This window comes from Metabacillus sediminilitoris (genome assembly GCF_009720625.1).
GTDB classification, from domain to species: domain Bacteria; phylum Bacillota; class Bacilli; order Bacillales; family Bacillaceae; genus Metabacillus; species Metabacillus sediminilitoris.
Map to the genome: position 1 here is coordinate 4,434,646 of NZ_CP046266.1, position 22,399 is coordinate 4,457,044.

A 22,399-nucleotide genomic window follows, 5' to 3' on the forward strand; every position below is an offset into this window, starting at 1 on the left:
TTTTTTCATTGTCCTCAAAAAAGAAAAGACTTGCAACCATCACAAGTCTTTTCTTTTATTGTTAATTATTGAACAGTGTATCCTCCATCCATCACAATTGCCTGACCAGTAACGCCTTTAGCTTTCGTACTTGCTAAAAAGATTGCATAGTCAGCAATTTCCCTAACTGATAATAGCCTTTTTTGTGGAATAAGCGGATATAATACTTCCTCTAATACGTTTTCGACGGGGATATTTCTTGTTTTGGCTAAATCTTCAAACTGGTTGCGGACAAGTGGTGTGTCAACATATCCCGGACAGAGGGCATTGACAGTTATACCATGCTCTGCACCTTCTAGTGCCGCTACCTTCGTTAAGCCGATGACCCCATGTTTTGCACTATTATAGGCTGCCTTTCCTGCAAAACCAATTAAACCATTTATTGAAGCCATGTTTAAGATCCTGCCAAATTGTTGTTTCTTCATTATTGGAAAGATATGTTTTGTTGCAATAAATGGTGCTATAAGCATCACTTTTACGAGCAGTTCGTATTTTTCAGTAGGAAATTCTTCAATGTGTGCTACATGCTGTAAACCTGCATTATTTATAAGGATATCAATACGTCCGTATGCGGCTTCTGTTTGTTTTACTGTTTTGATGATTTCTTGTTCGTTTGTCACATCACATTTTAAACCTCTAACATCGAATCCAGCCATTTTTAACGAATTTGCACTTTGTACAACTTGTTCTTCATGTAAATCTGTTAAGACAACCTTTGCTCCAACCTCCGCAAATGCCTTTGCTAGTTCAAAACCAATCCCCTGTGCAGCTCCAGTTATAAGTACAACCTGCGCTTGAACCACTTTAACCACCCTCCGTTTTAAATCCCGAGTCCAAATGAGAAGAGAATAATTGCCAAAACAACGCCTAAGCCTGGAACAATAACTGTTAGGGCACCCACAGGATTATATGCATCCTGATGTGATTCACCACAAATCGCACGTACGGTTGTAACAACATAGCCATTATGTGGTAAGGAGTCTAATGCACCAGATGAGATTGATACAACACGGTGCAATGCTTCTGGGTTCACACCCATATCCATATAATGAGGAGCAAGTAGCGGCAGCGCAATTGCCTGACCGCCTGATGATGAACCTGTCATACCCGCAATCACGCTGACCGCGATGGCACCACCAATAAGCGGACTACCCGGAATGCTTGTCATTGCATTTACGGCTACCTCAAATGCTGGAACAGCTTTTGCAACTCCACCAAACCCGACAACAGCTGCTGTGTTTCCAAGAGCTACAAGGGCACCAAGCGTCCCTTCTGAAACGGCATTCCAAAACGATTTAAAATACTTGCGATTTAATAAATAGGTTGCAATCACACCGCCAAGCAAAGCGATAATTAACGAAGATTGCTGTAAGGAATCATGGAAAATAAACGAAATAATAAGTACAACCAAAAGTGGGATTAACCCTGTAAATGGATTTGGCAGAGACTTCTCTTCGTTAACTGGATCATTTTCACGTGCTACAAATTTTTCTCCTCGCGCAACCGCTTTTGTAATCATTCTTCTTAACCACCAATATCCGAAAACCATCATAAACACAGCGACAATTAAGCTTACTTCCCAACCTGCATATGGCGTCGTACCTAAATATTCAATTGGAATCCAGTTTTGAATTTCAGGAGAACCTGCAGAAGTCATCGTAAACGTAACAGAACCAAATGCTAGTGCAGCAGGTATAAAACGCCGAGGCAGGTCTGCCTGCCTAAATAAACTAACTGCCATCGGATAAACAGAAAATGCAACAACAAATAAACTTACACCCCCATACGTTAAAACCGCACACGCAATGACAATGGCTAGAACCGCTCTCTTCATACCGAGCTTTTCAACAATCCATTTCGATACACTATCAGCAGCACCGCTATCTTCCATTACTTTCCCGAAGATTGCACCAAGTAGAAACATTAAATACCAGGAAGCAATAAACCCAGAAAAACCGGTCATATAATTCCCTACTAAATTTGCTTCACCTTCACCGACTAGCTGTGGAAAAAGCGGCAAACCACTAAATACGGCTACAAATAAAGCACAAAGTGGACCAGCAACTAATAGATTCATACCTCTCATTGTTAAAAAAATTAATAGGGCTAAACCACCAATTAATCCAACCATACTTAACATATGAATCCCCCTTATTTGGCTATTACTAAGAAGATGATGAAACTTTTACATTCTCACAAACTAGCAAAGGCGCTTCGGTAGAGTGTAATACTTCCTCAATCGAAAAACGTGTCAGTACCTCTCTTAAAACTAACCCATCTTTCGTTACATCGATAACAGCACGATCAGTAATAATTCGGTCAACAACTGCCTTGCCTGTCAATGGCAAGCTGCATTGTTTTACAATTTTTGATTTGCCATTTTTAGAAACATGCTCCATAATGACAACAATCTTTTTTGCCCCATTGACAAGATCCATTGCACCTCCCATGCCCTTAATCATCTTTCCTGGAATCATCCAATTTGCTAAATCACCCGTCTCTGAAACTTCCATTCCTCCAAGAATCGCTAGATCAATATGTCCGCCACGGATCATTGCAAATGATTCTGCGCTATGAAAATAACTTGCACCCGGGATCGCGGTAACGGTCTCTTTTCCGGCATTAATTAAATCTGGATCTATTTCTTGCTGACGTGGATAAGGCCCAATTCCTAGCAATCCATTTTCAGATTGCAGGACTACTTGTTTATTTGATTGAATATAATTTGCAACTAATGTTGGCATACCAATTCCTAGATTGACATAGTAACCGCTTACAATTTCTTGTTCAGCACGTCGAGCGATTTTTTGACGGACATTCTCTTGATTCATGATGAGATCTCCTCCTTTCGAATCGTTCTTCTTTCAATTCTTTTTTCCTGTTGACCAATTATAAGATGCTGTACATAAATACTAGGTGTATGAATATGGTGTGGTTCAATTTCTCCGATTTCAGTTAACTCTTCGATCTCTGCAATTGTTACTTTTCCAGCAGCAGCAATCATGGGATTGAAGTTTTGGGCGGTTTTATTATATTGCAAATTCCCCATCCGATCCCCGCGCCATGCTCTTATTAAACTAAAGTCTGCTTGAAGAGCAGTCTCTAATAAATAATCTTTACCATTAAATGTTCGAACCTCTCTCCCTTCTGCAATAGGTGTTCCAACGCCGGCCGGTGTATAAAATGCAGGAATACCAGCTCCGCCAGCTCTAATTCTTTCAGCTAAAGTACCCTGAGGAATAAGTTCAACTTCAATTTCCTGTGCTAAAACCTGTCTCTCAAATTCTTTGTTTTCACCAACGTACGAGGCAATCATCTTTTTTATTTGCTTATTTTTTAAAAGTAATCCAAGTCCCCATTCATCAACTCCACAGTTGTTTGAGATAACCGTTAAATCTTTCACTCCAGATTCCACTAATGCACCGATTAAATTTTCTGGAATTCCACAAAGACCAAAACCTCCTACCATAATGGTTGCTCCATTATGAATGCCTTGAACAGCTTCTTTAAATGAATAAAACATATGTTTCATGAAGTTTTGTTCCTCCTTTCTCCTTTTCATAAATAAGGAAAGCAAGACTCGTGCCAATATTTAAAACCCAAGTGAAAACCATGCAAGGCCAATGCGGTTAGATTAGCTAAGGCAGGCATTAAGGGCAAGGTTTGACTCAGATAAAAAATAAAGTTCATTGAAGGAATACGTTCTTTCCTCAATAAATATTCATCCTTCTATGAAGATCATTCCAATTTCCTGGAATTCCTTAAACAGAATGAATTTGTCCATATAGATAATTAGCATTACCATCAACAAAAAAAGAACAGTCCATAATCATGGACTGCATTCCAGTTTTTCGGACTACTTTAATCAATCAAGCCGATATTTATGGATTTTTTCATAGATGCTTGACTTACTTATGCCAAGTGAATAGGCAGCTTTTCGTTTGTCACCGTTGTTCTTTTTAATGGTAGCTAGAATAATATTTTTCTCAGCATCGTGCAACATTTCCTTCAACGTAGCGTCTTTATGAGAAATTACAGCAGGCTTTTTAATATAGTCTGGAATTGATTCAAGTGTTATCACATCTGTTTTTGCTAGATGAATAGATGCCTCAATAATGTTTTCTAATTCTCTAATATTTCCTTGCCAGTGATAGTGTTGTAAGGTTTCCATAACATCCTCTTGAATCATTGAAATTCGTTTTCCAGTGCGGATCGATACTTTTTTAATAAAATGGCGTACAAGTGTCTCAAGATCCTCCATCCGTTCACGTAAAGCAGGGATATGTAAAGGGATCACACTAATTCGATAATAAAGATCACTTCGGAAATCATTTGTTTGAATAAGTTCTTCAAGTGGTCGATTCGTTGCGGTTATGACTCTTACATCTAAGGGAAAAGATTTGGTTGACCCAACTGGCTCAACTTCTTTTTCTTGAAGAACACGAAGGAGCTTAACTTGCATTTGTAAGCTCATGTCACCAATCTCATCTAAAAAGATCGTACCACCATTCGCTTGCTGGAATTTCCCTTTTTTACCCCCTTTTTTCGCTCCTGTAAATGCACCTTCTTCATAGCCAAATAATTCAGATTCAAGAAGATGCTCAGGAATAGCACCACAATTTACTTTAATAAATGGCTTTTCACTTCGATTACTGAGCAAATGAATACTATGTGCAAATAACTCCTTTCCTGTTCCACTTTCACCTCTAATTAAGACAGAGCTATCAGTAGCAGCAATAGATTTAACCTTTTCCTTCAATTCAGCCATAATATTCGAGTTAGAGTGAATATCATTTAATGTATATTTTGCGCCAGTTATTTCCTGTTGGTCAATAAAAGATTGAATGGAAGACAAATGATGCCTTACATGTGAATTCATCTCATGCCACTCTTTTGTATCACGGAACATCACAGTTCCAAACGCTCCAACAACCTTATTATCAGCGAAAATCGGAATTCGATTTGCAATCATATAGTTTCCACGAATATATTGAAGATCAGCTATTTCTTCTTCACCAGTTTTGACTACGATGTGCATTCTCGAATTTTCAATCACTTCTGTTACATGGCGGCCGATTGCCTCTTCTTTAGTAACTTCACAAAAACGGCAATAATTTTCATTCATATAAATAATCTTTCCTTTAGCATCAACAATGACAATCCAAACGTAAGCGTTTTCAATAATTGTTTCAAAAATCTCCTTCGCATATGGAAAATCATGATTTAGCATTTTACCTCTCCCTATTTTCCTTTTTATTTTTATCTTATCATCGATTCTACATTTTTTCTCGTTGCTTTGAATTTATTATTAAAACCTTTTTTACCTGTATGTAAATAAAAAAGAGACAATTACCATAATGGCATTTGTCTCCGATCGTTAACTAATAGATAATTCTTTGTTTTCACCTATTTCTTTAAGTTTTTTATCATACATAAATGTTGTAAAGATACCAATAAATAAAAGACTAATAATGATCATAAATAATAAATTTATATGATAAAAGTCTGCAATTACTCCGCCCAAAAGTGGACCTATCATTCGACCGCCTGTTGCCGTGCTGTTAACAAAGCCTTGATAGAATCCTTGTCTTCCCTTTGGAGCTAAATCGTTTGCAATCGTAGGCACAGCAGGCCATACGAACATTTCTCCAATTGTTAATATCACCATTGCAACTAAAAACCCAGTATATTGTTCAGCATATGATGCGATCACAAATGAAACAATGAACAAAATAAAACCAATGATCATTTGTTGTTTTAAGGTTTTTGCAAAATGTTTTACAATCTTAGAAAGAAACGGCTGTGCACAGACAATTAGCACACCATTTACAGTCCATAAAAAGCTATACTGATGTAAAGGAATGTTAAGACTTTGTGTATATGACGAAATTGTTGATGTCCATTGCACATACCCAACCCAACATAATAAGTAGCCAATACACAAAATAACAAGAGCCTTGAATTTATTGGAATCTTTTACATCTGGTTTTTGATTTAAAATAGAGGCTTGGCTTGCTTCTTCTGCATTGATATTGCGGAATCCAAATAATGCGATCAAGAAAAACACCGCAAATAAAGCTGTATTTGCAATAAATATATAGTCAAAAGAGATAGACGCAATGAATCCGCCTAATGATGCACCTGCTGCCACACCAACATTTTGCGCAACATAGATCGCATTAAATGCTCTTCGACCACCTTCAGGCCAAACCGCACCTGCAAGAGCAAATGTAGCTGGAAATACTATACCAGATCCAAATCCAAGTAAAATGAGCAAATATATATAAATTGGCCAGCTATGGTAAAACATTAATAAGATCACAGCAACTAAAGTAATGACAATACCTAGAATAATTGATTTGTATCCGCCAATTTTATCAAATAATACACCGCCGACAAGATTGCCAATAACGGTAGCAGCAGAATTCAACATAAGGACAATACCAGCTACTGTTAACGATTTGCCTAGGTGTTCATGTATATAGATCGTATTAAGCGGCCATAAAAATGATGAACCCGTAACATTGATCATCATACCGACTACAAGCAACCAAAGTGAACGCGGCATTTTTATCCTCCTCGCGTGAGTTAGTGAATAATGGATTGGGGCTGATCCGCTTACCCATGATTCGTTCCAATTAGATGACAAGTTGATAATAGTGCCTTTATCATCTATTAATCTATCTGTACTCAGAGAATTTTAGACGCTTTTTACTCGGTTTGCAATGAGGAAACTCACAGTTTGTTAATGTTGTAATAATGGGAATTTATCGACTTTTCCTGCAGCAAATTTCATTCATTTAAAAGGATGTACATAAGAATATCATCAACATATTTCCCATCAATATAAAACTCATTAATTAATCTACCTTGTTCGATAAAACCGTTCTTTCTATAAAATTCAATTGCACCTTCATTTGTCGCTAAAACACGTAATGATAACTTGTGTACACCCTTTTTCTTTGCTAGTTCTTTGCCTTTATGTAGTAATTGTTTTCCAATGCCTTTTCCTTGTATCCTTTGATCAACAGCAATATCGAGCTCTAATACATGTTTATTTGTTGCTAGTGGTGTTGGATAATGAAATCCTAAGTAACCTGCTATTTCACCCTCTACAAGTGCAACAATTTGACTTTCTGCAGGATTTCTCTTTGCAAATTCTTCAACAGATGCCCAAGCAATTTCAGCTGGAGTTGTCGTAGAATTCCATATACGATGGTCTAAAGCAATAAGCTGCTTGAAATCTTCCTCTTTTGATAAACGAATTTCAACCTTCATAAATAAAATCCTCTCTTGCTCTCATTCCTACTTATTTTCTCGTAAAATGACAAACTTTAATTTTGACAAAATCACACCTACAAGTAAAATAACATGGAAAAAACCAATAGTTAAGCAGTTACGTCCACATTTGCTCGTAAAAAAATCGACTGCTAATTAAGCAGCCAATTCAAGTTTCACCTATAATTCTCTTCTTAAAGCAGATAATACATTTATATTTGTCGCTTTTACTGCAGGACGTAATCCTGAAACCATTGCGACGATTATACTAATTCCTGCTGAAATGAATACTAGACTAACTGGTATATAGGAAAAAGTAATGTTCATATCACCTTCTCCACCCATTACTGAATGTAAAATAATTGGTAACATCATATTTGCAGCATAGCTTATTGCATAGGAAATAACCACTCCTATGATCGATCCCACAATCCCAATATATGCACTTTCCATTAAAAATAAACGACGAATAATTCCTGGTTGTGCACCTAATGCTTTCATAATCCCAATCTCTTGTGTTCTTTCTGTAACAGCCATTGTCATTGTATTGAAAATTCCAATAGAAGCAATCAAAACAGCTACAGTCCCAACAAAGATTAATCCTGCTTTAAAGACGTTAAAAAATAGGTTTACACTATCTAGTTCCTCTGTTATTGAATAAACCATATAGCCTTTATTCTTTAAATCATCTGTTACTTGTGCTACATGCTCTAATCCTGTTGAGTAAACTAATACTTCACTATAAGGTAGATCAGTTAAGGATTCATGATCGTTATTACTAGCAAAAGCTAAAATCTCTTCCCTAAGTGAGTCGTTAATGTAAATACTTTGATCCTGAAACCAGTCTCTAGTTGGTGCTTTCCCAACTCCAGATATGGTGAAGGTAAATGTTTTTTTCTCTTCCTTCCCATCGATTTCCTTCAATATTGTCATTGTAAATTCTTTACCAACTAGCTCTCCCTCATATCCAGCAGGTACTTCTATAGTATCTTGGGAAGATTCCAACGCTTTTTGATATTGCTCTTTTTCTTCTTTTGTTAATAATGATTTTGCAAAATGATATCCAACAATAACTTCATTTTCTGACTTTGGTACTTCTCCTTTTTCCAAAGCTAAATTCCCTTTAAGTTCTTCTTCCATATTCGTAATTGTAGGATAAACCTCACCTTTCCGATCTTCGAACGTTACCTCGAAAGGTTTATCAATTGAATTACGATGTACGACAGCAGCTACATTTTCTGTCTTAGCAAGTTCTGCAAGGTTATCTTTGTTGATCGCTTCGGAGTTTCCATCCTTTTCTTTCCCTTTAACACTTACTTCTGTCATGACTTGTTGCGACTTAATTTCTTCTGTAATACTTTTTTGAATCCCAAATCCAACAGAGGCTAAAACAATTAAGAAGGCACAAGCCATCGTTGTTGCTAAGATTGTCATAAAAACTCGCAAGCGATTTTTTTTCATATTTTTTTGCATGAATTTTAGTTGATCTTTAAACTTCAATGAATGCACCACCTTTTGTTAACACACCATCTTGTAGATGGAACTGATGGTTGCTGATTTTTGCTACTTCTTCATCATGTGTGATGATGAAAAATGTAATACCCTGTTCTTCATTCAGTTTTTTAATCAAATCTAAAATTTCTTTTTCCGTTTCTGAATCAAGACTTCCAGTTGGTTCATCAGCTAAGATTATACTTGGCTTTGTGATAAGTGCACGAGCAATACTTACACGCTGCTGCTGTCCGCCAGATAGTTCATTCGGATAATGATCAGCATGATGATGTAAACCGACACTTTCTAATAGCTCCAACACTTCCTTTTTACGCTGTGTTGAAGAAATTCCTTTTAGGGTAAGCGGCAATTCTACATTTTCAAACGTTGTTAAACTTTGGATCAATTGAAAGCTCTGGAAGATAAAGCCGAAATTATCTAATCGAAACATAGCCCACATTTTCTCATTAAAGGATGTAACATTTGTTTCTTTTATGATGATTTCACCTGCAGTTGGTGAAATATATCCTGAAATTAGATTTAGCAATGTTGATTTTCCTGAGCCGCTTCGTCCAACAATGGAGGCAATTTCTCCTTTCTTTATTGTTAAAGAAATATTTTTAAGAACAGGTATTTCGTTTTTACTGCCCTTTTTACCAACCTTAAAGGAATGACTTAAATCCCGAACTTCAATCATGTTTTCTCCTCCGACAATCTTATTTTTTCTTTTTATAGATCACAAAGTAACTTACAAGAAAGCCAATAATAGCTCCAACTGCAGCCCCAATGAAGTAACCCATCATGGTATTTTCTGCTGACGACAAATACCCAAATGAACTAAAACCTAGGATCCCTAGTAGAATGACTACAAATTGGATCGGTCGCTCCATCCATTTCCAAAGGAAAAATGCTCCATTTCTTTCAAAGGGATGCTTACTAAATGGAAAAAATCCAATGATGAGAAAAAGGGCAGACATTAATATGGAAGGATAAATTTCTTTCACTGGAATATTCGCATATTTAAAAAAACACATACGCAATCGGAGTAAAATGATACGTGCTTTCCAAAATGTCATCGTCTAATGTAAAATCAACCCCTGTAAACACTTCTAGCTGAACAGCAATTAAAGCAACTATTAATAGTGGTAAAATCCTAACCGAAAATGTAACAATTCCTTGGGCAAATGAAGTTCCCGCAATGCCTCCAGCCGAAAATGTCAGCGTGTAAAATACAGTAACGCACCAAGTAAAAACCAAAAATTTGATTCAAAATGAATTGTCTGTATCTTAGTGCTTGTATGTATAGCGGTCATAAAAGGAATTTTGCACAGGCATAAAAATGACGTTTTCTTTTAACAAACGGATGTTTGATAATTGAAACATTTTTAAACAGAATATAGCCTTCATCAGCTTGTTAAATTGTTTACATCTGAGCAACGTTGTTTTACCAGACCCATTCCGACTAAGCAACCCAAAAATTTCACCATGGGTAAGCTTAAGATTTATATCTTTCAGTACATAGTTTCCATTAATTGTTTTCTTCAGATTTTTTATTTCTAGCATGGGCTTCGCCTCCCACTTTTTTCTTTATTTCATCGATCCAGTCATGAATATGGTTAAAGTCGATTCCTGCATAAAACGCATCAATTATTAGTGGCTTTAGCTGTTCTTTAATCATTTCCATCTTCCCTTCATCTACCGTTTCCCTTGCGTTTTCCGATACAAATGTTCCCCGGCCACGATGCGTTTCTATGATGCCTTGCCTTTCAAGTTCCTTATACGCTTTACTCACCGTATTTGGATTGGCAATGATCATCGTTGATAATTCTCGAACGGACGGTAGCTTATCACCAGATTTTAACAACCCTTTAAAACAAAGCTCCTTCATTTGCTGAATAATCTGTTCATAAATGGGAGTCGAACTTCTTGGATCAATTTGTATCATCGTTTCTCCCTCTTTCTTTACATGCATTTTGTATTATGTGCACTATATGATATAATACACATAATACATTAATACCATTTACTATTTTTGTCAATTGGTAATCTTGCAGCTTTTTATATTGGCTGTTTTGGCACTTTGTTGCTAATTACTAAGTAATGCGGTGTGGTTAATTGCAGTGAGAGATGCTTGCTTTCCGCGGGGCGGGCGGAGCCTCCTCTGCGTAAACGCCTGCGGGGTCTCACCTGTCCCGCTGCTCCCGCAGGAGTCTCGCAATTTGCTCCAATCAACCTTAAATAGTTTTCGTTTCTAAAAAAACAATCTTTATGAAAAGAGCCTTTATTTTTCAATAACATTCTTTGTTGCATAATAGAAAAAACGCCGTAATAATACGACGTTAATAGAGCAAAACCTAACCTATTGTTTCGTTTCAACTCTCTGTTTTGATTTAAGCTTCTGCCCTTTTTTTGCGTTTTTAGCTTTCGTTTCAGTAACAGGATCGAAATCTTGACCAAGCTCTATATCATTGTTATTTATTCCATTTTTCGTTTTTTGCTCGGGATTATTTTGCTTTGAACGCTTTTTCATCGCTCACCACTCCCTTTTAAGATCATGTTATTTTGTAGGCTTTGTAATTGTAGTCGCATTCTATACAGTTGATCTTGTTGTTGATCATTTGCACTTAATGAAAGGTGATTAATATCATTTACTGCATTCTCAAGCTTTTGAAGTGCGTTTGTATACTCAGTTTCATTATAGTGCTCTTGTCTAGCCCCAATTTCATATTGTTCTTGTGCATATTCTAAGGCTTCGGTACATCGCTGCAAATATTCGTCAACTGATTTTCTTGTTGCCATCTAGATCTCTCCTCCAAACGATATGAAGTCAGTGATGCTTCATCAAGATTATTGTTTACAAACATCGTCGAAAACTTAACTAATAATAATTGGAAAGTCGAAAGGAAAACTGTCCTTATCATGATAATCATGATAAAATTTTCTGATTGAAGTTAGTTTTGAGGGACCGTCCCTTAATGAAGAGGGAGACATTTCCTTATTGCAAAGAATGGGATATTAGGAGGTATGTGATTTGACTCAAACAAATCCATTTCCGTATGCATCTGACGACAAACGTTATCATACATGGAATTATCATTTACGAAATACATTTGGAAACAAAATATTTAAAGTTGCACTTGATGGCGGATTTGACTGTCCAAACCGTGACGGTACTGTTGCACATGGCGGCTGTACTTTTTGCAGTGCCGCAGGCTCAGGTGATTTTGCAGGGAATAGGGCCAACGATCTTGTTACACAATTCAATGAAATAAAAAATAAAATGCATAACAAATGGAAAGACGGAAAATATATAGCTTACTTTCAAGCATATACTAATACTCATGCACCTGTTGAAGTATTAAGAGAGAAATTTGAAACGGTTTTAAGGATAGATGGAGTTGTCGGATTATCTATTGCTACTCGTCCAGATTGCTTACCTGATGATGTTGTCGAATATTTAGCTGAGCTAAATAAGCGAACTTATTTATGGGTTGAGCTTGGTTTGCAAACTGTACATGAACGAACAGCTCTGTTAATCAATCGTGCACATGATTTTGATTGTTATGTGCAGGGTGTAAATAAGCTGCGTAAGCATGGAATTCGAGTGTGCTCTCATATTATTAACGGGTTACCGTTAGAAAATGTCGACATGATGATGGAAACAGCAAAGGCTGTTGCTCATTTAGATGTTCAAGGGATAAAAATTCATCTTTTACATTTATTAAAAGGGACACCTCTTGTTAAGCAATATGAAAAAGGAAAGCTTGAATTTCTTTCTTTAGAAGAATATGTAAACCTTGTTTGTGATCAATTGGAACTGATTCCTCCGGAAATGATCGTTCATCGAATTACAGGCGATGGTCCAATTGATTTAATGATCGGTCCAATGTGGAGCGTCAATAAGTGGAATGTCTTAAATTCAATTGATGCTGAACTAAAAAGACGTAATAGCTATCAAGGAAAATTTCATCAAAAAGCAGAGGTTGGCAAGTCATGAAGCTACAAAGAATTTTACCTTACGCTAAACAACTACTTCACACAGCCGTTCAAGAGGGCGATATTGTTGTAGATGGAACGATAGGTAATGGACATGACACTGTTTTTTTAGCAAAACTCGTTGGAAGCAGCGGCCATGTTTTTGGGTTTGATATCCAAGAAGAGGCTGTCAATAATACGAGAGATCGTCTAAAAGTCGAGAAATTAGAAAAACGTGTAACAATCGTTCATAAAGGTCATCAGCATATTAAAACGACAATTCCAGCTGAGCTACATGGAACAATAACCGGAGCAATTTTTAATCTCGGTTATTTACCTGGTGGTGATCAATCAATTGTCACAATGCCAGAAACAACAATATTAGCGATTGAACAGCTAATCGAAATTATGAAACCTGAAGGAATAATTGTTATTGTTATTTATCATGGACATGAGGAAGGACAAGTTGAACGAGACGAACTAATGACCTTTGTCAATAAGATTGACCCGCGTCTAGCACATGTCCTGCAATATCAATTTATTAATAAGCAAAACAATCCGCCTTATATTGTGGCAATTGAAAAATGTTAAGCATGGTCTAAATATAACTAAATTAAATATAAATAAGCTATTACAATTTTTAGTAATAGCTTTTTATCATCCTTTACTTCTTTTTATACCAATATGATGAGCAAGGTATCACTGGTAGGAAATAGGGACGATCTAGCTGTTTACTTCACAAGTTGTTTGACTAAATCCCGATTGCGCTTTTTAAATATCTCATTATGTGAAGAAACCATTGCACTTTGATTGGCATCAGGATCAATATATTTTTTGGCTTTGTTTACAGCGTTAGCTGCATCCTGAAAAGCTCCTGCTATTAAATGTAATTTTCCGTCGTGCTTTAATATATCTCCAGCTGCATATAGTCCATCAATCGAAGATTCGCTCATAGCATTTCCAGCAATAAAATACTGATCTGCAATGTCAATTTTTAATTCACTATTATGGAGCAATGTTGTATCACGCTCATATCCGTGATTAATAATTACTTCATCGATAGGCAAATATGTAACCTCTCCCGTTTCTTGATTTGTCAGTTCAACACGTTCTATTACTTCATGATTCGTATCAGCAATTAATTTTGTAATCGTTGTTTGAAAGTAGCAAACAACAGAGCTATTCATTAGTTGCTTTGCCTGTGCTTCATGGCCTGCTAAAGAATCTTTTCTATATGTTAAATATACTTTTTTGGCAATCGGCTCTAACTCATTTGCCCAATCAATAGCAGAATTACCTCCGCCAGAAATAATCACCGTTTTATCCTTAAAACGCTTTAAAGATTTCACTGTATAATTTAGGTTTGTGACCTCAAATCTTTCTGCGCCTTCAATCTTAAGTTTTTGGGGATTTAAGATCCCTCCTCCTACTGCAACAATAACCGTCTTCGAATAATGCTTCTGCCCGGACTCTGCTTTTAATATAAAAACACCTTCATCATTGCGTGAAATGGACTCTACTTTTTCGTTTAAGACTACTTCCGGGTTAAATGTTAAACCTTGTTCGACCAGCTGTTGTATTAATTTTTCACCAGGAATAGGAGTAAGACCGCCAACATCCCAAATCATCTTCTCAGGATAGACATGGATTTTCCCGCCTAATTGAGGTTGATATTCAATAAGCTTTGTTTTCATTTCTCTTAGCCCGCTATAAAAGGCTGAATATAGTCCTGCAGGGCCTCCACCTATCACTGTCACATCAAATAATTCACACTGATCCATCCAAGTTCACACCTTCGCATTCAAATGTAATTGATTATCATTCTCATTAAAATATACACTTTTTTTAATCCTATTACAAGAACAAAAATGAATGTCCTAAAAACCACCACTCCTTCTTACTAAACAGCATTGTGTTAGGTAATTAAATTTTGCTCTTGAAGGATTACTAATAGTAACAATGGAATCAGATTTAATCTTTCTTATACACCTTAAAATGATAAAACTATTGACAATCATTTCAGTCCGCATTATATTAATCCCATACATTGAAATCGATAATCATTTTCAATTAAATCGTTAACTCTCACTAAAGGAGGTCAATTATGGTTCGCCTATATACAGATGACTTAAACATCGGCTATGGAGAGCGATTAATTGTGAAAAATTTAAATATTCAAATTCCAGATAAAAAAATAACAACAATTATCGGTTCAAATGGTTGTGGAAAATCTACTTTATTGAAAGCAATAACAAGGATTATTCCACATCACACCGGTGAGGTTATTTTAGATGGTGAAAATATTGTAAAAGAAAACACAAAAATACTTGCAACAAAAATGGCTATTCTTCCTCAAACACCTGAAAGTGCAAGCGGTTTAACTGTCGGTGAGCTTGTTTCCTATGGGCGCTTCCCTTATCAAAAAGGATTCGGACGCTTAACAAAACGTGATTATGAAGTCATTGACTGGGCACTTGAAGTGACTGGAACAATCGATTTTAAATATCGACCTGTTGATGCACTCTCTGGAGGTCAACGCCAACGTGTTTGGATTGCAATGGCACTCGCTCAAGAAACGGAAATGATTTTCCTTGATGAGCCTACTACCTATTTGGATATGGCACATCAACTTGAAGTGTTAGAGCTTTTACAAAAATTAAATGTAGAACAACAAAGTACAATTGTCATGGTCTTACATGATCTTAACCAAGCTGCTCGGTTTGCTGATTATATCATCGCCTTAAAAGATGGAGAAATCGTGAAGGCTGGAAATTGTGAAGAAGTGATAACCCATGATGTTCTTAGACAAGTCTTTCAAATTGATGCTGAAATTGGAAAAGACCCTAGAACAAATAAACCAATGTGTATAACGTACAATTTAATAAAAGGGGAAAATAAACATGAAAAAACTACTGATTCCATTTACTCTACTTTTGCTGTTAATTATTAGTGCTTGTGGTAACGAGCCGACAGATAAAAAAAGCAGCTCGGCACCAGAAGAAAAAAAAACAGAAACAATTACATATCAATCTGAAACTGGTCCAATTGAAGTTCCTGCTGATCCACAACGTGTACTATTACTTTCTGGCTTCACTGGTAATGTTATAGATCTAGGCGTAAATGTCGTTGGTGTAGATCAATGGTCTAAAAATAATCCAACGTTTAAAGAAGAATTAGAAAATGTTGAAGAAGTATCAGATGAAAGCTTAGAAAAAATAATTGAATTAGAACCAGATCTTATTATTGGATTATCGAATATTAAAAACATTGATAAATTAAATGAAATCGCTCCAACTGTTACATATACATGGGGTAAATTAGATTATTTATCTCAACATGTAGAAATTGGAAAGCTTTTAAACAAAGAAGCGGAAGCACAAAAATGGGTTGATGACTTCAAGAAACGTGTAGAAGCTGCTGGAGATGAAATTAAGGCAAAAATCGGTGAAGATGCAACAGTATCTGTAATCGAAAGCTATGATAAACAGCTGTATGTATATGGTGAAAACTGGGCTCGTGGTACAGAAATATTGTACCAAGGAATGAAACTCAAGATGCCTGAAAAAGTAAAGGAAGTGGCATTAGAATCCGGCTATTATACGTTATCTGCTGAAGTCCTTCCTGAATATGCTGGAGACTATGTGATTTTAAGCAAATACTCAGACGCTGATACTTCTTTCCAAGAAACTGAAACTTACAAAAACATCCCAGCGGTTAAAAATAATCGAGTGTTTGAAATGGAAGGAAATGGTGCTTCCTTCAGCGATCCGATTACATTGGAAAAGCAACTTGAATTTATTAAGAAATCATTTCTAGGTAATTAATAAATCAGGAGGAATTCTTATCTTAGGAATTCCTCTTCCCTATTCTATGAAAGAAAGATGAGATACCTATGACGAATGACACTCAACCATCTATCCCATTTGTATATAAATTGATTATGGGAATCATCATTTTTATATGTATGTTTGTTGTGGCAATGGTTTTTGGCGCGGCTGAGCTAACCGTTAAGGACGTTTGGCTGTCACTTACGTCGAATAATACGTCAAATGAAAAAATTTCGATTATCCGTGAAATTCGTTTGCCACGTGAAATTGCTGCTATTTTTGTAGGAGCTGCATTAGCTGTTTCTGGTGCAATTATGCAAGGAATGACGAGAAATCCGCTTGCAGATCCAGGTTTACTCGGATTAACTGCTGGTGCAAATGCAGCATTGGCACTTACGGTAGCATTTTTTCCTTCAGCGAATTACTTTAGTATTATGATAGCATGTTTTATTGGTGCAGCTGTTGGAGCAATTATGGTTTTTGGGATTGGTGCAATGCAAAAAGGAGGATTTTCACCACTTCGAATTGTTTTAGCTGGTGCAGCTGTTTCTACATTTCTCTATGCGATCGCAGAAGGGATTGGCATTTACTTTAAAATTTCTAAAGATGTTTCAATGTGGACTGCAGGAGGAATGATAGGAACTTCATGGGGTCAGCTTAAAGTAATTGTCCCATTGATATTGATAGGGATATTGATTGCAATGTTTTTTTCAAGACAGCTGACGATTCTTAGTTTAAATGAAGAAGTTGCTGTTGGATTAGGACAAAAAACAACACAGATAAAAGTTATTCTATTTATTGTCATTATCTTCCTTGCTGGAGCTTCAGTTGCACTTGTCGGTAATATGGCCTTTATTGGATTAATGGTGCCTCACATTGTTCGCTCAATCGTTGGGACAGATTATCGCTTTATTATACCGATGTCAGCCATTTTAGGAGCTGCTTTTATGCTTTTGGCCGACACACTAGGTCGTACCATCCATTCTCCATATGAAACACCTGTTGCAGCGATTATTTCAATAATAGGCTTACCTTTCTTTCTATTCATTGTAAGGAAGGGAGGAAAAACATTCGTATGATTCATTCAGCATTATTAAAAAAGCAAAGGATCATTTTATTTATCTTATTCGTTCTAATTATGATAACGATCATCATTGGGACAGGAGTAGGATATACTTCTTTATCTTATGACCGGTTACTTCCAACTCTATTAGGAGAAGGTACATTTAAAGAAGAATTTGTTTTATTTTCAATTCGGTTGCCAAGAATCATTATTACACTTCTAGCAGGTATGGCTCTTGCATTATCTGGTGCTATCTTACAAGGAATAACCCGTAATGATTTAGCAGACCCAGGTATTATTGGGATTAACTCTGGAGCTGGAGTTGCCATTTCTGTGTTCTTTTTATTTTTCCCTATCGAAGCAGGTTCATTTGTTTATATGCTTCCAATTGTTGCTTTTATTGGTGCCTTATTAACTGCCGTCATCATTTATGTCCTCTCTTACAACCGAAAAGTAGGCCTTCAACCCGTAACATTAGTATTAGTTGGAATTGGGTTTTCAATGGCCCTTTCAGGTGCTATGATTTTCATAATGTCATCTGCAGAACGTGAAAAAGTCGACTTTATTGCTAAATGGTTGAATGGAAATGTATGGGGTACTGATTGGCCGTTTATTTTGGCCATTCTACCTTGGCTCGTGTTATTTATTCCATTCACTCTCTACAAAGCAAATAAATTAAACCTACTTGGACTAAGTGAGCCTGTAGCTATAGGCGTAGGAGTTTCAATTGAAAAAGAACGAATTGTCTTACTATTAACAGCTGTTGCGCTTGCGGCTTCTGCTGTGTCTGTCACAGGAGGAATTACATTTATTGGATTAATGGCACCGCATATGGCAAAAGCTTTAGTTGGACCTAGAAATCAGTTATTTCTACCTGTCTCCATTCTAATAGGCGGTTGGCTCTTATTATTTGCCGATACAATCGGACGAAATATAGTTAATCCAGATGGTATACCTGCAGGAATTATGGTTGCTTTAATTGGTGCTCCATATTTTATGTATTTATTATTAAAAAAATCTGGCCGATAACGATTGGCCACATTTCAAAGATATCATAATGACGACTAAAGGAGCCGATTTCCATTTCATTTGGACAATCGGCTTTTCATATACTATGAACTTTTCATCCATGACATCTTTTGAAATGTACGGTATGCTCTCCCATTAAAATAAAAGAAAAAGGAGGTCATTCCGCCTAATTTAATGAGTCTTTTTGCAACTTTATTAAGCTCTTTATGTGAGGCTACTTTATCATCTGATAAATAAACTCCTAATAATCCCCGATTGATTAGCTTATGGAAATTCTCATGAGGAATCCCAGATAAATGGTGATCAGCTCTTTCTACAAAATGCTCAAGTCTTTTCATCATCAATGATTCAGATGAATAATAGCTACAAAAATTCAAATCTCCTTCAAGCTTGTCCTCTTCCTGATCGATTAAATAATCCAGTAAAATATGGAGTCCTTGTACATATGGAAAATAACTATTCCTGATTTGAATAGCCAACTTTTCTTCAAACTTTTCTTGAAAGGCATATGCGACTAAACAAAAGATTCCAAGTGTTGATCCTGTACAAGCAGAAAACTCATACCATTCCATCTCAGGCAAATTTGTTTTATGACGTTCAAACCAATCCTCAAGCCTTGGTACCCGATCTTCCTTTTCTACATGTTTATGCACTTGCAAATCACAATAATAAGTAGAAAGCTCAAGTAAATACTTTGAAATGATTGGATAATGTTCTATATCAGCTAATATACCTTGACATGTTTTAACTAGTTTATGTAAATAACCACCATCATCTTGATCTTCCCGAAATTGATAATAGTTTTTACATGGTGCTGTACAGGTAAGCGCATCTAACATCGCTTGATGGAGCATACGAAAATCAACCGGATCTAGAGATGTACTTCGATCACATAAATTATCAAGGTAATCACTGATCGTTTGATAAGCAACAATAAATTCAATGCATTTTTGCTTCTTTGATCCGGAAATAATCGATAAGATTGCTCCCCCTTCACAATGAAATTCTTTTTTATCGATACTACTAATTGCTTGTGTTCTAAGTTCATCATTAGGAATTTTTTCAGCTTGTTCTCTCCAAAACTTTATATATGAATGAACGATTGGAAAAACTTCTTTATACACTTTTCTCATTAATCTTAATGGATGCTGTGGAATCGTCAAGCGAGAGTCACCTCTTTAAAGATTTTAAGATTGCACTGAGTGTAGCTTTATCTTTTAGTTTGTCAGCTAACGTTGATTATTCCTATTCCCCTTCAAAATGATTGTAAATCTCTTTGTTTGGGACAATGTGCTTCAAAAAATCGCTTAGCAGTTTCAAAGACTTCATCACGTTCTGGCTCACTAAAAATCTCATGATAGAGTCCTTTCCATTCTTTGTATGTTTTTTCTAAGATATCAACTTTATTAAACCATTGTTTCACTAATGATTTATCAACAATCTTGTCTTCCCCGCCTTGCATTAGCAGCAAAGGCACATCTTGAAATTTATTCACTTGTTTTTGAGCCTCTTCCATCGCTTTTATTAATTCACGATACCATCTTACCGAAACCTTTGTAACATATAATGAATCATTTTCATCTAAATCTTGTACTGCTTTATTTCTCGTTGCAATTTCAACATTTAATTTTGAATCTACTTTAAAAGATGGGGCAATCACATTTAGACCTCTTGATGCAAGTTCCAGGGCTTTATTTGGTTTATATAAGATTCCTAAACATGGTGAGGATAATATAACAGCTTTTACTTCATGATGTTTCTCTTGCAATGCGCGAATAACAACAAGTCCCCCCATGCTATGACCGATTAAAAACAAAGGCAAGCCAAATTTTTTAGCTTCTTTCAACCATTCATTTACTTCAATAATATATTCATCAAAAGACTGGATATGACCTCGTCTTCTTGTTGTTGTGCCTTGTCCAGGTAAATCACCCATCAAAACATGATAGCCAGATAATTTCCACATTTCAACAAGCCATTTATAGCGGCCATGGTGTTCGCAAGCTCCATGAACAATGACAATGACACCTTTTGGCTGTTCAACCTCAGTTTTCCATTTCCACATGATGGCTGCTCTCCTTTCAACTCATCTATTGGATATTTTTTGATATAATGAGGATAAAATACATAATCTTTCCATAGAAAGGGATGACTAATGATGATTTATCCATATAAAGATAAGACTCCCAAGATAGCTAATTCAGCATTTATTGCTGATTATGTAACGATTACAGGTGATGTCGTAATTGGCGAAGAATCTAGTATTTGGTATCAAACGGTTATTCGCGGAGATGTTGCTCCAACAATCATTGGAAACAAAGTCAATATTCAAGATCTTTGCTGTTTACATCAAAGTCCTAATAACCCTCTAATTTTAGAAGATGAAGTAACTGTTGGACATAGTGTGGTCCTACACAGTGCAATTATTCGTAAAAAAGCATTAATTGGTATGGGTTCTATTATATTAGATGGAGCAGAAATTGGTGAAGGTGCTTTTATTGGTGCCGGTAGTTTAGTTCCACCCGGAAAAAAAATCCCACCAAACTCGCTTGCGCTAGGAAGACCTGCAAAAGTAGTCAGAACATTAACTCAAGATGATATAACTGACATGGAACGAATTCGACGTGAATATGTTGAGAAGGGGCAGTATTATAAATCGATGCAATAAGAAAAGCGTGACTTCTTGTCCGCGCCTGCACTCGCACGTCCAATGCTTTAAAAATGACCTGGAACGAAACACGAAAATTAAGTACAAAATCCATTATCTACTTATCGCCTTATCATCATATATTAGTAATAAGCTCATATGGAATCGGCTACTAGTCGGTTCCTTCAAAAATCGTCAACGCACCTGAACTACTCTCCTCCTCACAAAGACACTACCAACGATTAAATTCTTTTTCCATTTAAGACCTAATAATACCTACACCCTAAACAACGATCTTTTTCTAATTATTTTAAGGAGAAAAGGCCACCATTTGTTTTTATTTAGCATTCATTAAAATTATGATAAATTTGTGAACACAACTTTTACAATTTCTTATTATTATCTAAATATTTCTAATCTAAAATAATATAAAAGGAGTAATAAAGGAGCGTTTAAGAAAAATGAAAACAAAGCTTATTACGAACATGTATGATTTTGAATGCAGGCTATTTCGAAGTGTAAATCGTCACTTCGATCATAAGTTTCTTAATTTTTATTTCCGTAATATTACACATTTGGGTGGGGCACTTGCAACTATTTTAGTAAGTGTTTTGCTTATCTCTTTTACAAGAGGACTTGTTCAAGCAACAAGTATTGCAAGTGCAGCATCACTTCTTGTTAGCCATCTGCCCGTTGCAATTGTTAAAAAATTATATCCACGTAAGCGGCCATATATTGCTTTATTAGAAACAAAGGTAGCAGCAAATCCGTTACAGGATCATTCATTTCCATCAGGTCATACAACGGCTGTTTTTTCTGTTATTATTCCATTTATTATCTTTATGCCACAGCTAGCAGTTGTCTTGATACCTCTTGCTTTAAGTGTTGGATTATCAAGAATGTATTTAGGATTACATTACCCTTCAGATGTATTAGCTGGATGCTTACTTGGTACAACAACTGGATTTTTAAGCTACACCCTATTAAGTGAAATCGTTTTTATTGCATCAACGTAAAGGATTCAGATCATAATCGGTGAGTCAATTTAAA

Annotated in this window: 25 protein-coding genes and 1 pseudogene; 8 read left to right on the forward strand and 18 right to left on the reverse strand. The window is 36.1% G+C overall.

Going from position 1 to position 22,399, the window contains the following annotated elements; genetic code table 11:
• Positions 1-65: 65 nt before the first annotated feature.
• The 15 genes and pseudogenes from GMB29_RS21315 to GMB29_RS21385 form a co-directional block, all read right to left on the reverse strand.
• Positions 66-842 carry a 3-hydroxybutyrate dehydrogenase gene (locus GMB29_RS21315; RefSeq protein WP_136352100.1) on the reverse strand — a complete coding sequence of 259 codons (777 nt, stop codon included), beginning with the start codon at positions 840-842 and terminating at the stop codon, positions 66-68.
• 17 nt (positions 843-859) lie between these two features.
• A complete protein-coding gene (locus tag GMB29_RS21320; protein ID WP_136352101.1) occupies positions 860-2,179 on the reverse strand; it encodes a GntP family permease in 1,320 nt (439 codons plus the stop codon).
• A 25-nt stretch (positions 2,180-2,204) separates the two neighbouring features.
• Entirely contained in the window at positions 2,205-2,870 is a 666-nt protein-coding gene (locus tag GMB29_RS21325) for a CoA transferase subunit B (RefSeq protein WP_136352102.1), read from the reverse strand.
• Entirely contained in the window at positions 2,867-3,571 is a 705-nt protein-coding gene (locus tag GMB29_RS21330) for a CoA transferase subunit A (RefSeq protein ID WP_136352103.1), read from the reverse strand. Before GMB29_RS21330 ends, GMB29_RS21325 begins: the two co-directional genes overlap by 4 nt.
• Before the next feature lie 333 nt (positions 3,572-3,904).
• On the reverse strand, positions 3,905-5,269 hold the full coding sequence (locus GMB29_RS21335; RefSeq protein ID WP_136352104.1) for a sigma-54 interaction domain-containing protein: 1,365 nt from the start codon (positions 5,267-5,269) through the stop codon (positions 3,905-3,907).
• A gap of 147 nt (positions 5,270-5,416) precedes the next feature.
• Positions 5,417-6,607 carry an MDR family MFS transporter gene (locus GMB29_RS21340; protein ID WP_136352105.1) on the reverse strand — a complete coding sequence of 397 codons (1,191 nt, stop codon included), beginning with the start codon at positions 6,605-6,607 and terminating at the stop codon, positions 5,417-5,419.
• Between the two features lie 224 nt (positions 6,608-6,831).
• On the reverse strand, positions 6,832-7,317 hold the full coding sequence (locus GMB29_RS21345) for a GNAT family N-acetyltransferase (RefSeq protein ID WP_136352106.1): 486 nt from the start codon (positions 7,315-7,317) through the stop codon (positions 6,832-6,834).
• 180 nt (positions 7,318-7,497) lie between these two features.
• On the reverse strand, positions 7,498-8,817 hold the full coding sequence (locus tag GMB29_RS21350) for an ABC transporter permease (protein WP_136352107.1): 1,320 nt from the start codon (positions 8,815-8,817) through the stop codon (positions 7,498-7,500).
• On the reverse strand, positions 8,807-9,505 hold the full coding sequence (locus GMB29_RS21355; protein ID WP_136352108.1) for an ABC transporter ATP-binding protein: 699 nt from the start codon (positions 9,503-9,505) through the stop codon (positions 8,807-8,809). Before GMB29_RS21355 ends, GMB29_RS21350 begins: the two co-directional genes overlap by 11 nt.
• A gap of 19 nt (positions 9,506-9,524) precedes the next feature.
• The gene (locus GMB29_RS21360) at positions 9,525-9,812 is read right to left on the reverse strand and encodes a hypothetical protein (protein ID WP_136352109.1); all 288 of its coding nucleotides are present in this window, start codon (positions 9,810-9,812) and stop codon (positions 9,525-9,527) included.
• 16 nt (positions 9,813-9,828) lie between these two features.
• On the reverse strand, positions 9,829-10,065 hold the full coding sequence (locus GMB29_RS21365; protein ID WP_136352110.1) for a hypothetical protein: 237 nt from the start codon (positions 10,063-10,065) through the stop codon (positions 9,829-9,831).
• A 36-nt stretch (positions 10,066-10,101) separates the two neighbouring features.
• A pseudogene (locus GMB29_RS21370) lies at positions 10,102-10,371 on the reverse strand (ATP-binding cassette domain-containing protein); the annotation flags it as partial.
• Positions 10,337-10,753 (reverse strand): GntR family transcriptional regulator, encoded by a 417-nt coding sequence (locus GMB29_RS21375; RefSeq protein WP_136352112.1) that lies wholly within the window; start codon positions 10,751-10,753, stop codon positions 10,337-10,339. The pseudogene GMB29_RS21370 and the gene GMB29_RS21375, both read right to left, overlap by 35 nt.
• A 414-nt stretch (positions 10,754-11,167) precedes the next feature.
• Entirely contained in the window at positions 11,168-11,338 is a 171-nt protein-coding gene (locus GMB29_RS21380; protein ID WP_136352113.1) for a glycogen biosynthesis protein GlgD, read from the reverse strand.
• A complete protein-coding gene (locus GMB29_RS21385) occupies positions 11,335-11,607 on the reverse strand; it encodes a YtzC family protein (protein WP_136352114.1) in 273 nt (90 codons plus the stop codon). Before GMB29_RS21385 ends, GMB29_RS21380 begins: the two co-directional genes overlap by 4 nt.
• A 232-nt stretch (positions 11,608-11,839) precedes the next feature.
• On the opposite strand from GMB29_RS21385, the gene GMB29_RS21390 reads away from it, so the two are divergent.
• Together GMB29_RS21390 and GMB29_RS21395 are read left to right on the forward strand one after the other, a co-directional pair.
• Positions 11,840-12,805 carry a tRNA modification radical SAM protein MnmL/YtqA gene (locus GMB29_RS21390; RefSeq protein ID WP_136352115.1) on the forward strand — a complete coding sequence of 322 codons (966 nt, stop codon included), beginning with the start codon at positions 11,840-11,842 and terminating at the stop codon, positions 12,803-12,805.
• On the forward strand, positions 12,802-13,374 hold the full coding sequence (locus tag GMB29_RS21395) for a tRNA 5-(aminomethyl)-2-thiouridylate-methyltransferase MnmM (RefSeq protein WP_136352116.1): 573 nt from the start codon (positions 12,802-12,804) through the stop codon (positions 13,372-13,374). The genes GMB29_RS21390 and GMB29_RS21395 overlap by 4 nt, the downstream gene beginning before the upstream one ends.
• Positions 13,375-13,514: 140 nt before the next feature.
• Here the strand turns inward: GMB29_RS21395 and GMB29_RS21400 are convergent, their stop codons facing one another.
• Positions 13,515-14,564, reverse strand: a complete 1,050-nt coding sequence (locus GMB29_RS21400; protein WP_136352117.1) for an NAD(P)/FAD-dependent oxidoreductase — start codon at positions 14,562-14,564, stop codon at positions 13,515-13,517.
• 323 nt (positions 14,565-14,887) lie between these two features.
• Here GMB29_RS21400 and GMB29_RS21405 point away from each other — a divergent pair, with 323 nt between their 5' ends.
• The 4 genes from GMB29_RS21405 to GMB29_RS21420 all read left to right on the forward strand — a co-directional run bounded on the left by GMB29_RS21405 (position 14,888) and on the right by GMB29_RS21420 (position 18,702).
• Entirely contained in the window at positions 14,888-15,733 is an 846-nt protein-coding gene (locus GMB29_RS21405) for an ABC transporter ATP-binding protein (protein ID WP_136352118.1), read from the forward strand.
• The gene (locus tag GMB29_RS21410; protein WP_136352119.1) at positions 15,684-16,607 is read left to right on the forward strand and encodes an iron-hydroxamate ABC transporter substrate-binding protein; all 924 of its coding nucleotides are present in this window, start codon (positions 15,684-15,686) and stop codon (positions 16,605-16,607) included. Before GMB29_RS21405 ends, GMB29_RS21410 begins: the two co-directional genes overlap by 50 nt.
• 68 nt (positions 16,608-16,675) lie before the next feature.
• Entirely contained in the window at positions 16,676-17,689 is a 1,014-nt protein-coding gene (locus GMB29_RS21415) for a FecCD family ABC transporter permease (RefSeq protein ID WP_136352120.1), read from the forward strand.
• Positions 17,686-18,702 carry a FecCD family ABC transporter permease gene (locus tag GMB29_RS21420; protein WP_136352121.1) on the forward strand — a complete coding sequence of 339 codons (1,017 nt, stop codon included), beginning with the start codon at positions 17,686-17,688 and terminating at the stop codon, positions 18,700-18,702. Before GMB29_RS21415 ends, GMB29_RS21420 begins: the two co-directional genes overlap by 4 nt.
• 83 nt (positions 18,703-18,785) lie before the next feature.
• On the opposite strand, the gene GMB29_RS21425 is transcribed toward GMB29_RS21420, so the two are convergent.
• The gene (locus GMB29_RS21425) at positions 18,786-19,865 is read right to left on the reverse strand and encodes a tetraprenyl-beta-curcumene synthase family protein (protein ID WP_136352122.1); all 1,080 of its coding nucleotides are present in this window, start codon (positions 19,863-19,865) and stop codon (positions 18,786-18,788) included.
• A 92-nt stretch (positions 19,866-19,957) separates the two neighbouring features.
• A complete protein-coding gene (locus GMB29_RS21430) occupies positions 19,958-20,767 on the reverse strand; it encodes an alpha/beta hydrolase (RefSeq protein WP_136352123.1) in 810 nt (269 codons plus the stop codon).
• Between the two features lie 93 nt (positions 20,768-20,860).
• Between GMB29_RS21430 and GMB29_RS21435 the strand changes: the two genes are divergently transcribed.
• Positions 20,861-21,370: a gamma carbonic anhydrase gene (locus tag GMB29_RS21435; RefSeq protein ID WP_136352124.1), complete on the forward strand. Its 510-nt coding sequence runs from the start codon at positions 20,861-20,863 to the stop codon at positions 21,368-21,370.
• A gap of 440 nt (positions 21,371-21,810) precedes the next feature.
• Positions 21,811-22,365: a phosphatase PAP2 family protein gene (locus GMB29_RS21440; protein ID WP_136352125.1), complete on the forward strand. Its 555-nt coding sequence runs from the start codon at positions 21,811-21,813 to the stop codon at positions 22,363-22,365.
• Positions 22,366-22,399 lie beyond the last annotated feature (34 nt).

Excerpts from the sequence above, each read along its gene's own strand:
- GMB29_RS21400 (WP_136352117.1), bottom strand. The coding sequence starts at position 14,564 with ATGGATCAGTGTGAATTATTTGATGTGACAGTGATAGGTGGAGGCCCT.
- GMB29_RS21430 (WP_136352123.1), bottom strand. The coding sequence starts at position 20,767 with ATGTGGAAATGGAAAACTGAGGTTGAACAGCCAAAAGGTGTCATTGTC.
- GMB29_RS21415 (WP_136352120.1), top strand. The coding sequence starts at position 16,676 with ATGACGAATGACACTCAACCATCTATCCCATTTGTATATAAATTGATT.
- GMB29_RS21385 (WP_136352114.1), bottom strand. The coding sequence starts at position 11,607 with ATGGCAACAAGAAAATCAGTTGACGAATATTTGCAGCGATGTACCGAA.
- GMB29_RS21330 (WP_136352103.1), bottom strand. The coding sequence starts at position 3,571 with ATGAAACATATGTTTTATTCATTTAAAGAAGCTGTTCAAGGCATTCAT.
- GMB29_RS21320 (WP_136352101.1), bottom strand. The coding sequence starts at position 2,179 with ATGTTAAGTATGGTTGGATTAATTGGTGGTTTAGCCCTATTAATTTTT.
- GMB29_RS21380 (WP_136352113.1), bottom strand. The coding sequence starts at position 11,338 with ATGAAAAAGCGTTCAAAGCAAAATAATCCCGAGCAAAAAACGAAAAAT.
- GMB29_RS21435 (WP_136352124.1), top strand. The coding sequence starts at position 20,861 with ATGATTTATCCATATAAAGATAAGACTCCCAAGATAGCTAATTCAGCA.
- GMB29_RS21335 (WP_136352104.1), bottom strand. The coding sequence starts at position 5,269 with ATGCTAAATCATGATTTTCCATATGCGAAGGAGATTTTTGAAACAATT.
- GMB29_RS21420 (WP_136352121.1), top strand. The coding sequence starts at position 17,686 with ATGATTCATTCAGCATTATTAAAAAAGCAAAGGATCATTTTATTTATC.
- GMB29_RS21345 (WP_136352106.1), bottom strand. The coding sequence starts at position 7,317 with ATGAAGGTTGAAATTCGTTTATCAAAAGAGGAAGATTTCAAGCAGCTT.
- GMB29_RS21325 (WP_136352102.1), bottom strand. The coding sequence starts at position 2,870 with ATGAATCAAGAGAATGTCCGTCAAAAAATCGCTCGACGTGCTGAACAA.
- GMB29_RS21440 (WP_136352125.1), top strand. The coding sequence starts at position 21,811 with ATGAAAACAAAGCTTATTACGAACATGTATGATTTTGAATGCAGGCTA.
- GMB29_RS21340 (WP_136352105.1), bottom strand. The coding sequence starts at position 6,607 with ATGCCGCGTTCACTTTGGTTGCTTGTAGTCGGTATGATGATCAATGTT.
- GMB29_RS21395 (WP_136352116.1), top strand. The coding sequence starts at position 12,802 with ATGAAGCTACAAAGAATTTTACCTTACGCTAAACAACTACTTCACACA.
- GMB29_RS21410 (WP_136352119.1), top strand. The coding sequence starts at position 15,684 with ATGAAAAAACTACTGATTCCATTTACTCTACTTTTGCTGTTAATTATT.
- GMB29_RS21405 (WP_136352118.1), top strand. The coding sequence starts at position 14,888 with ATGGTTCGCCTATATACAGATGACTTAAACATCGGCTATGGAGAGCGA.
- GMB29_RS21355 (WP_136352108.1), bottom strand. The coding sequence starts at position 9,505 with ATGATTGAAGTTCGGGATTTAAGTCATTCCTTTAAGGTTGGTAAAAAG.
- GMB29_RS21375 (WP_136352112.1), bottom strand. The coding sequence starts at position 10,753 with ATGATACAAATTGATCCAAGAAGTTCGACTCCCATTTATGAACAGATT.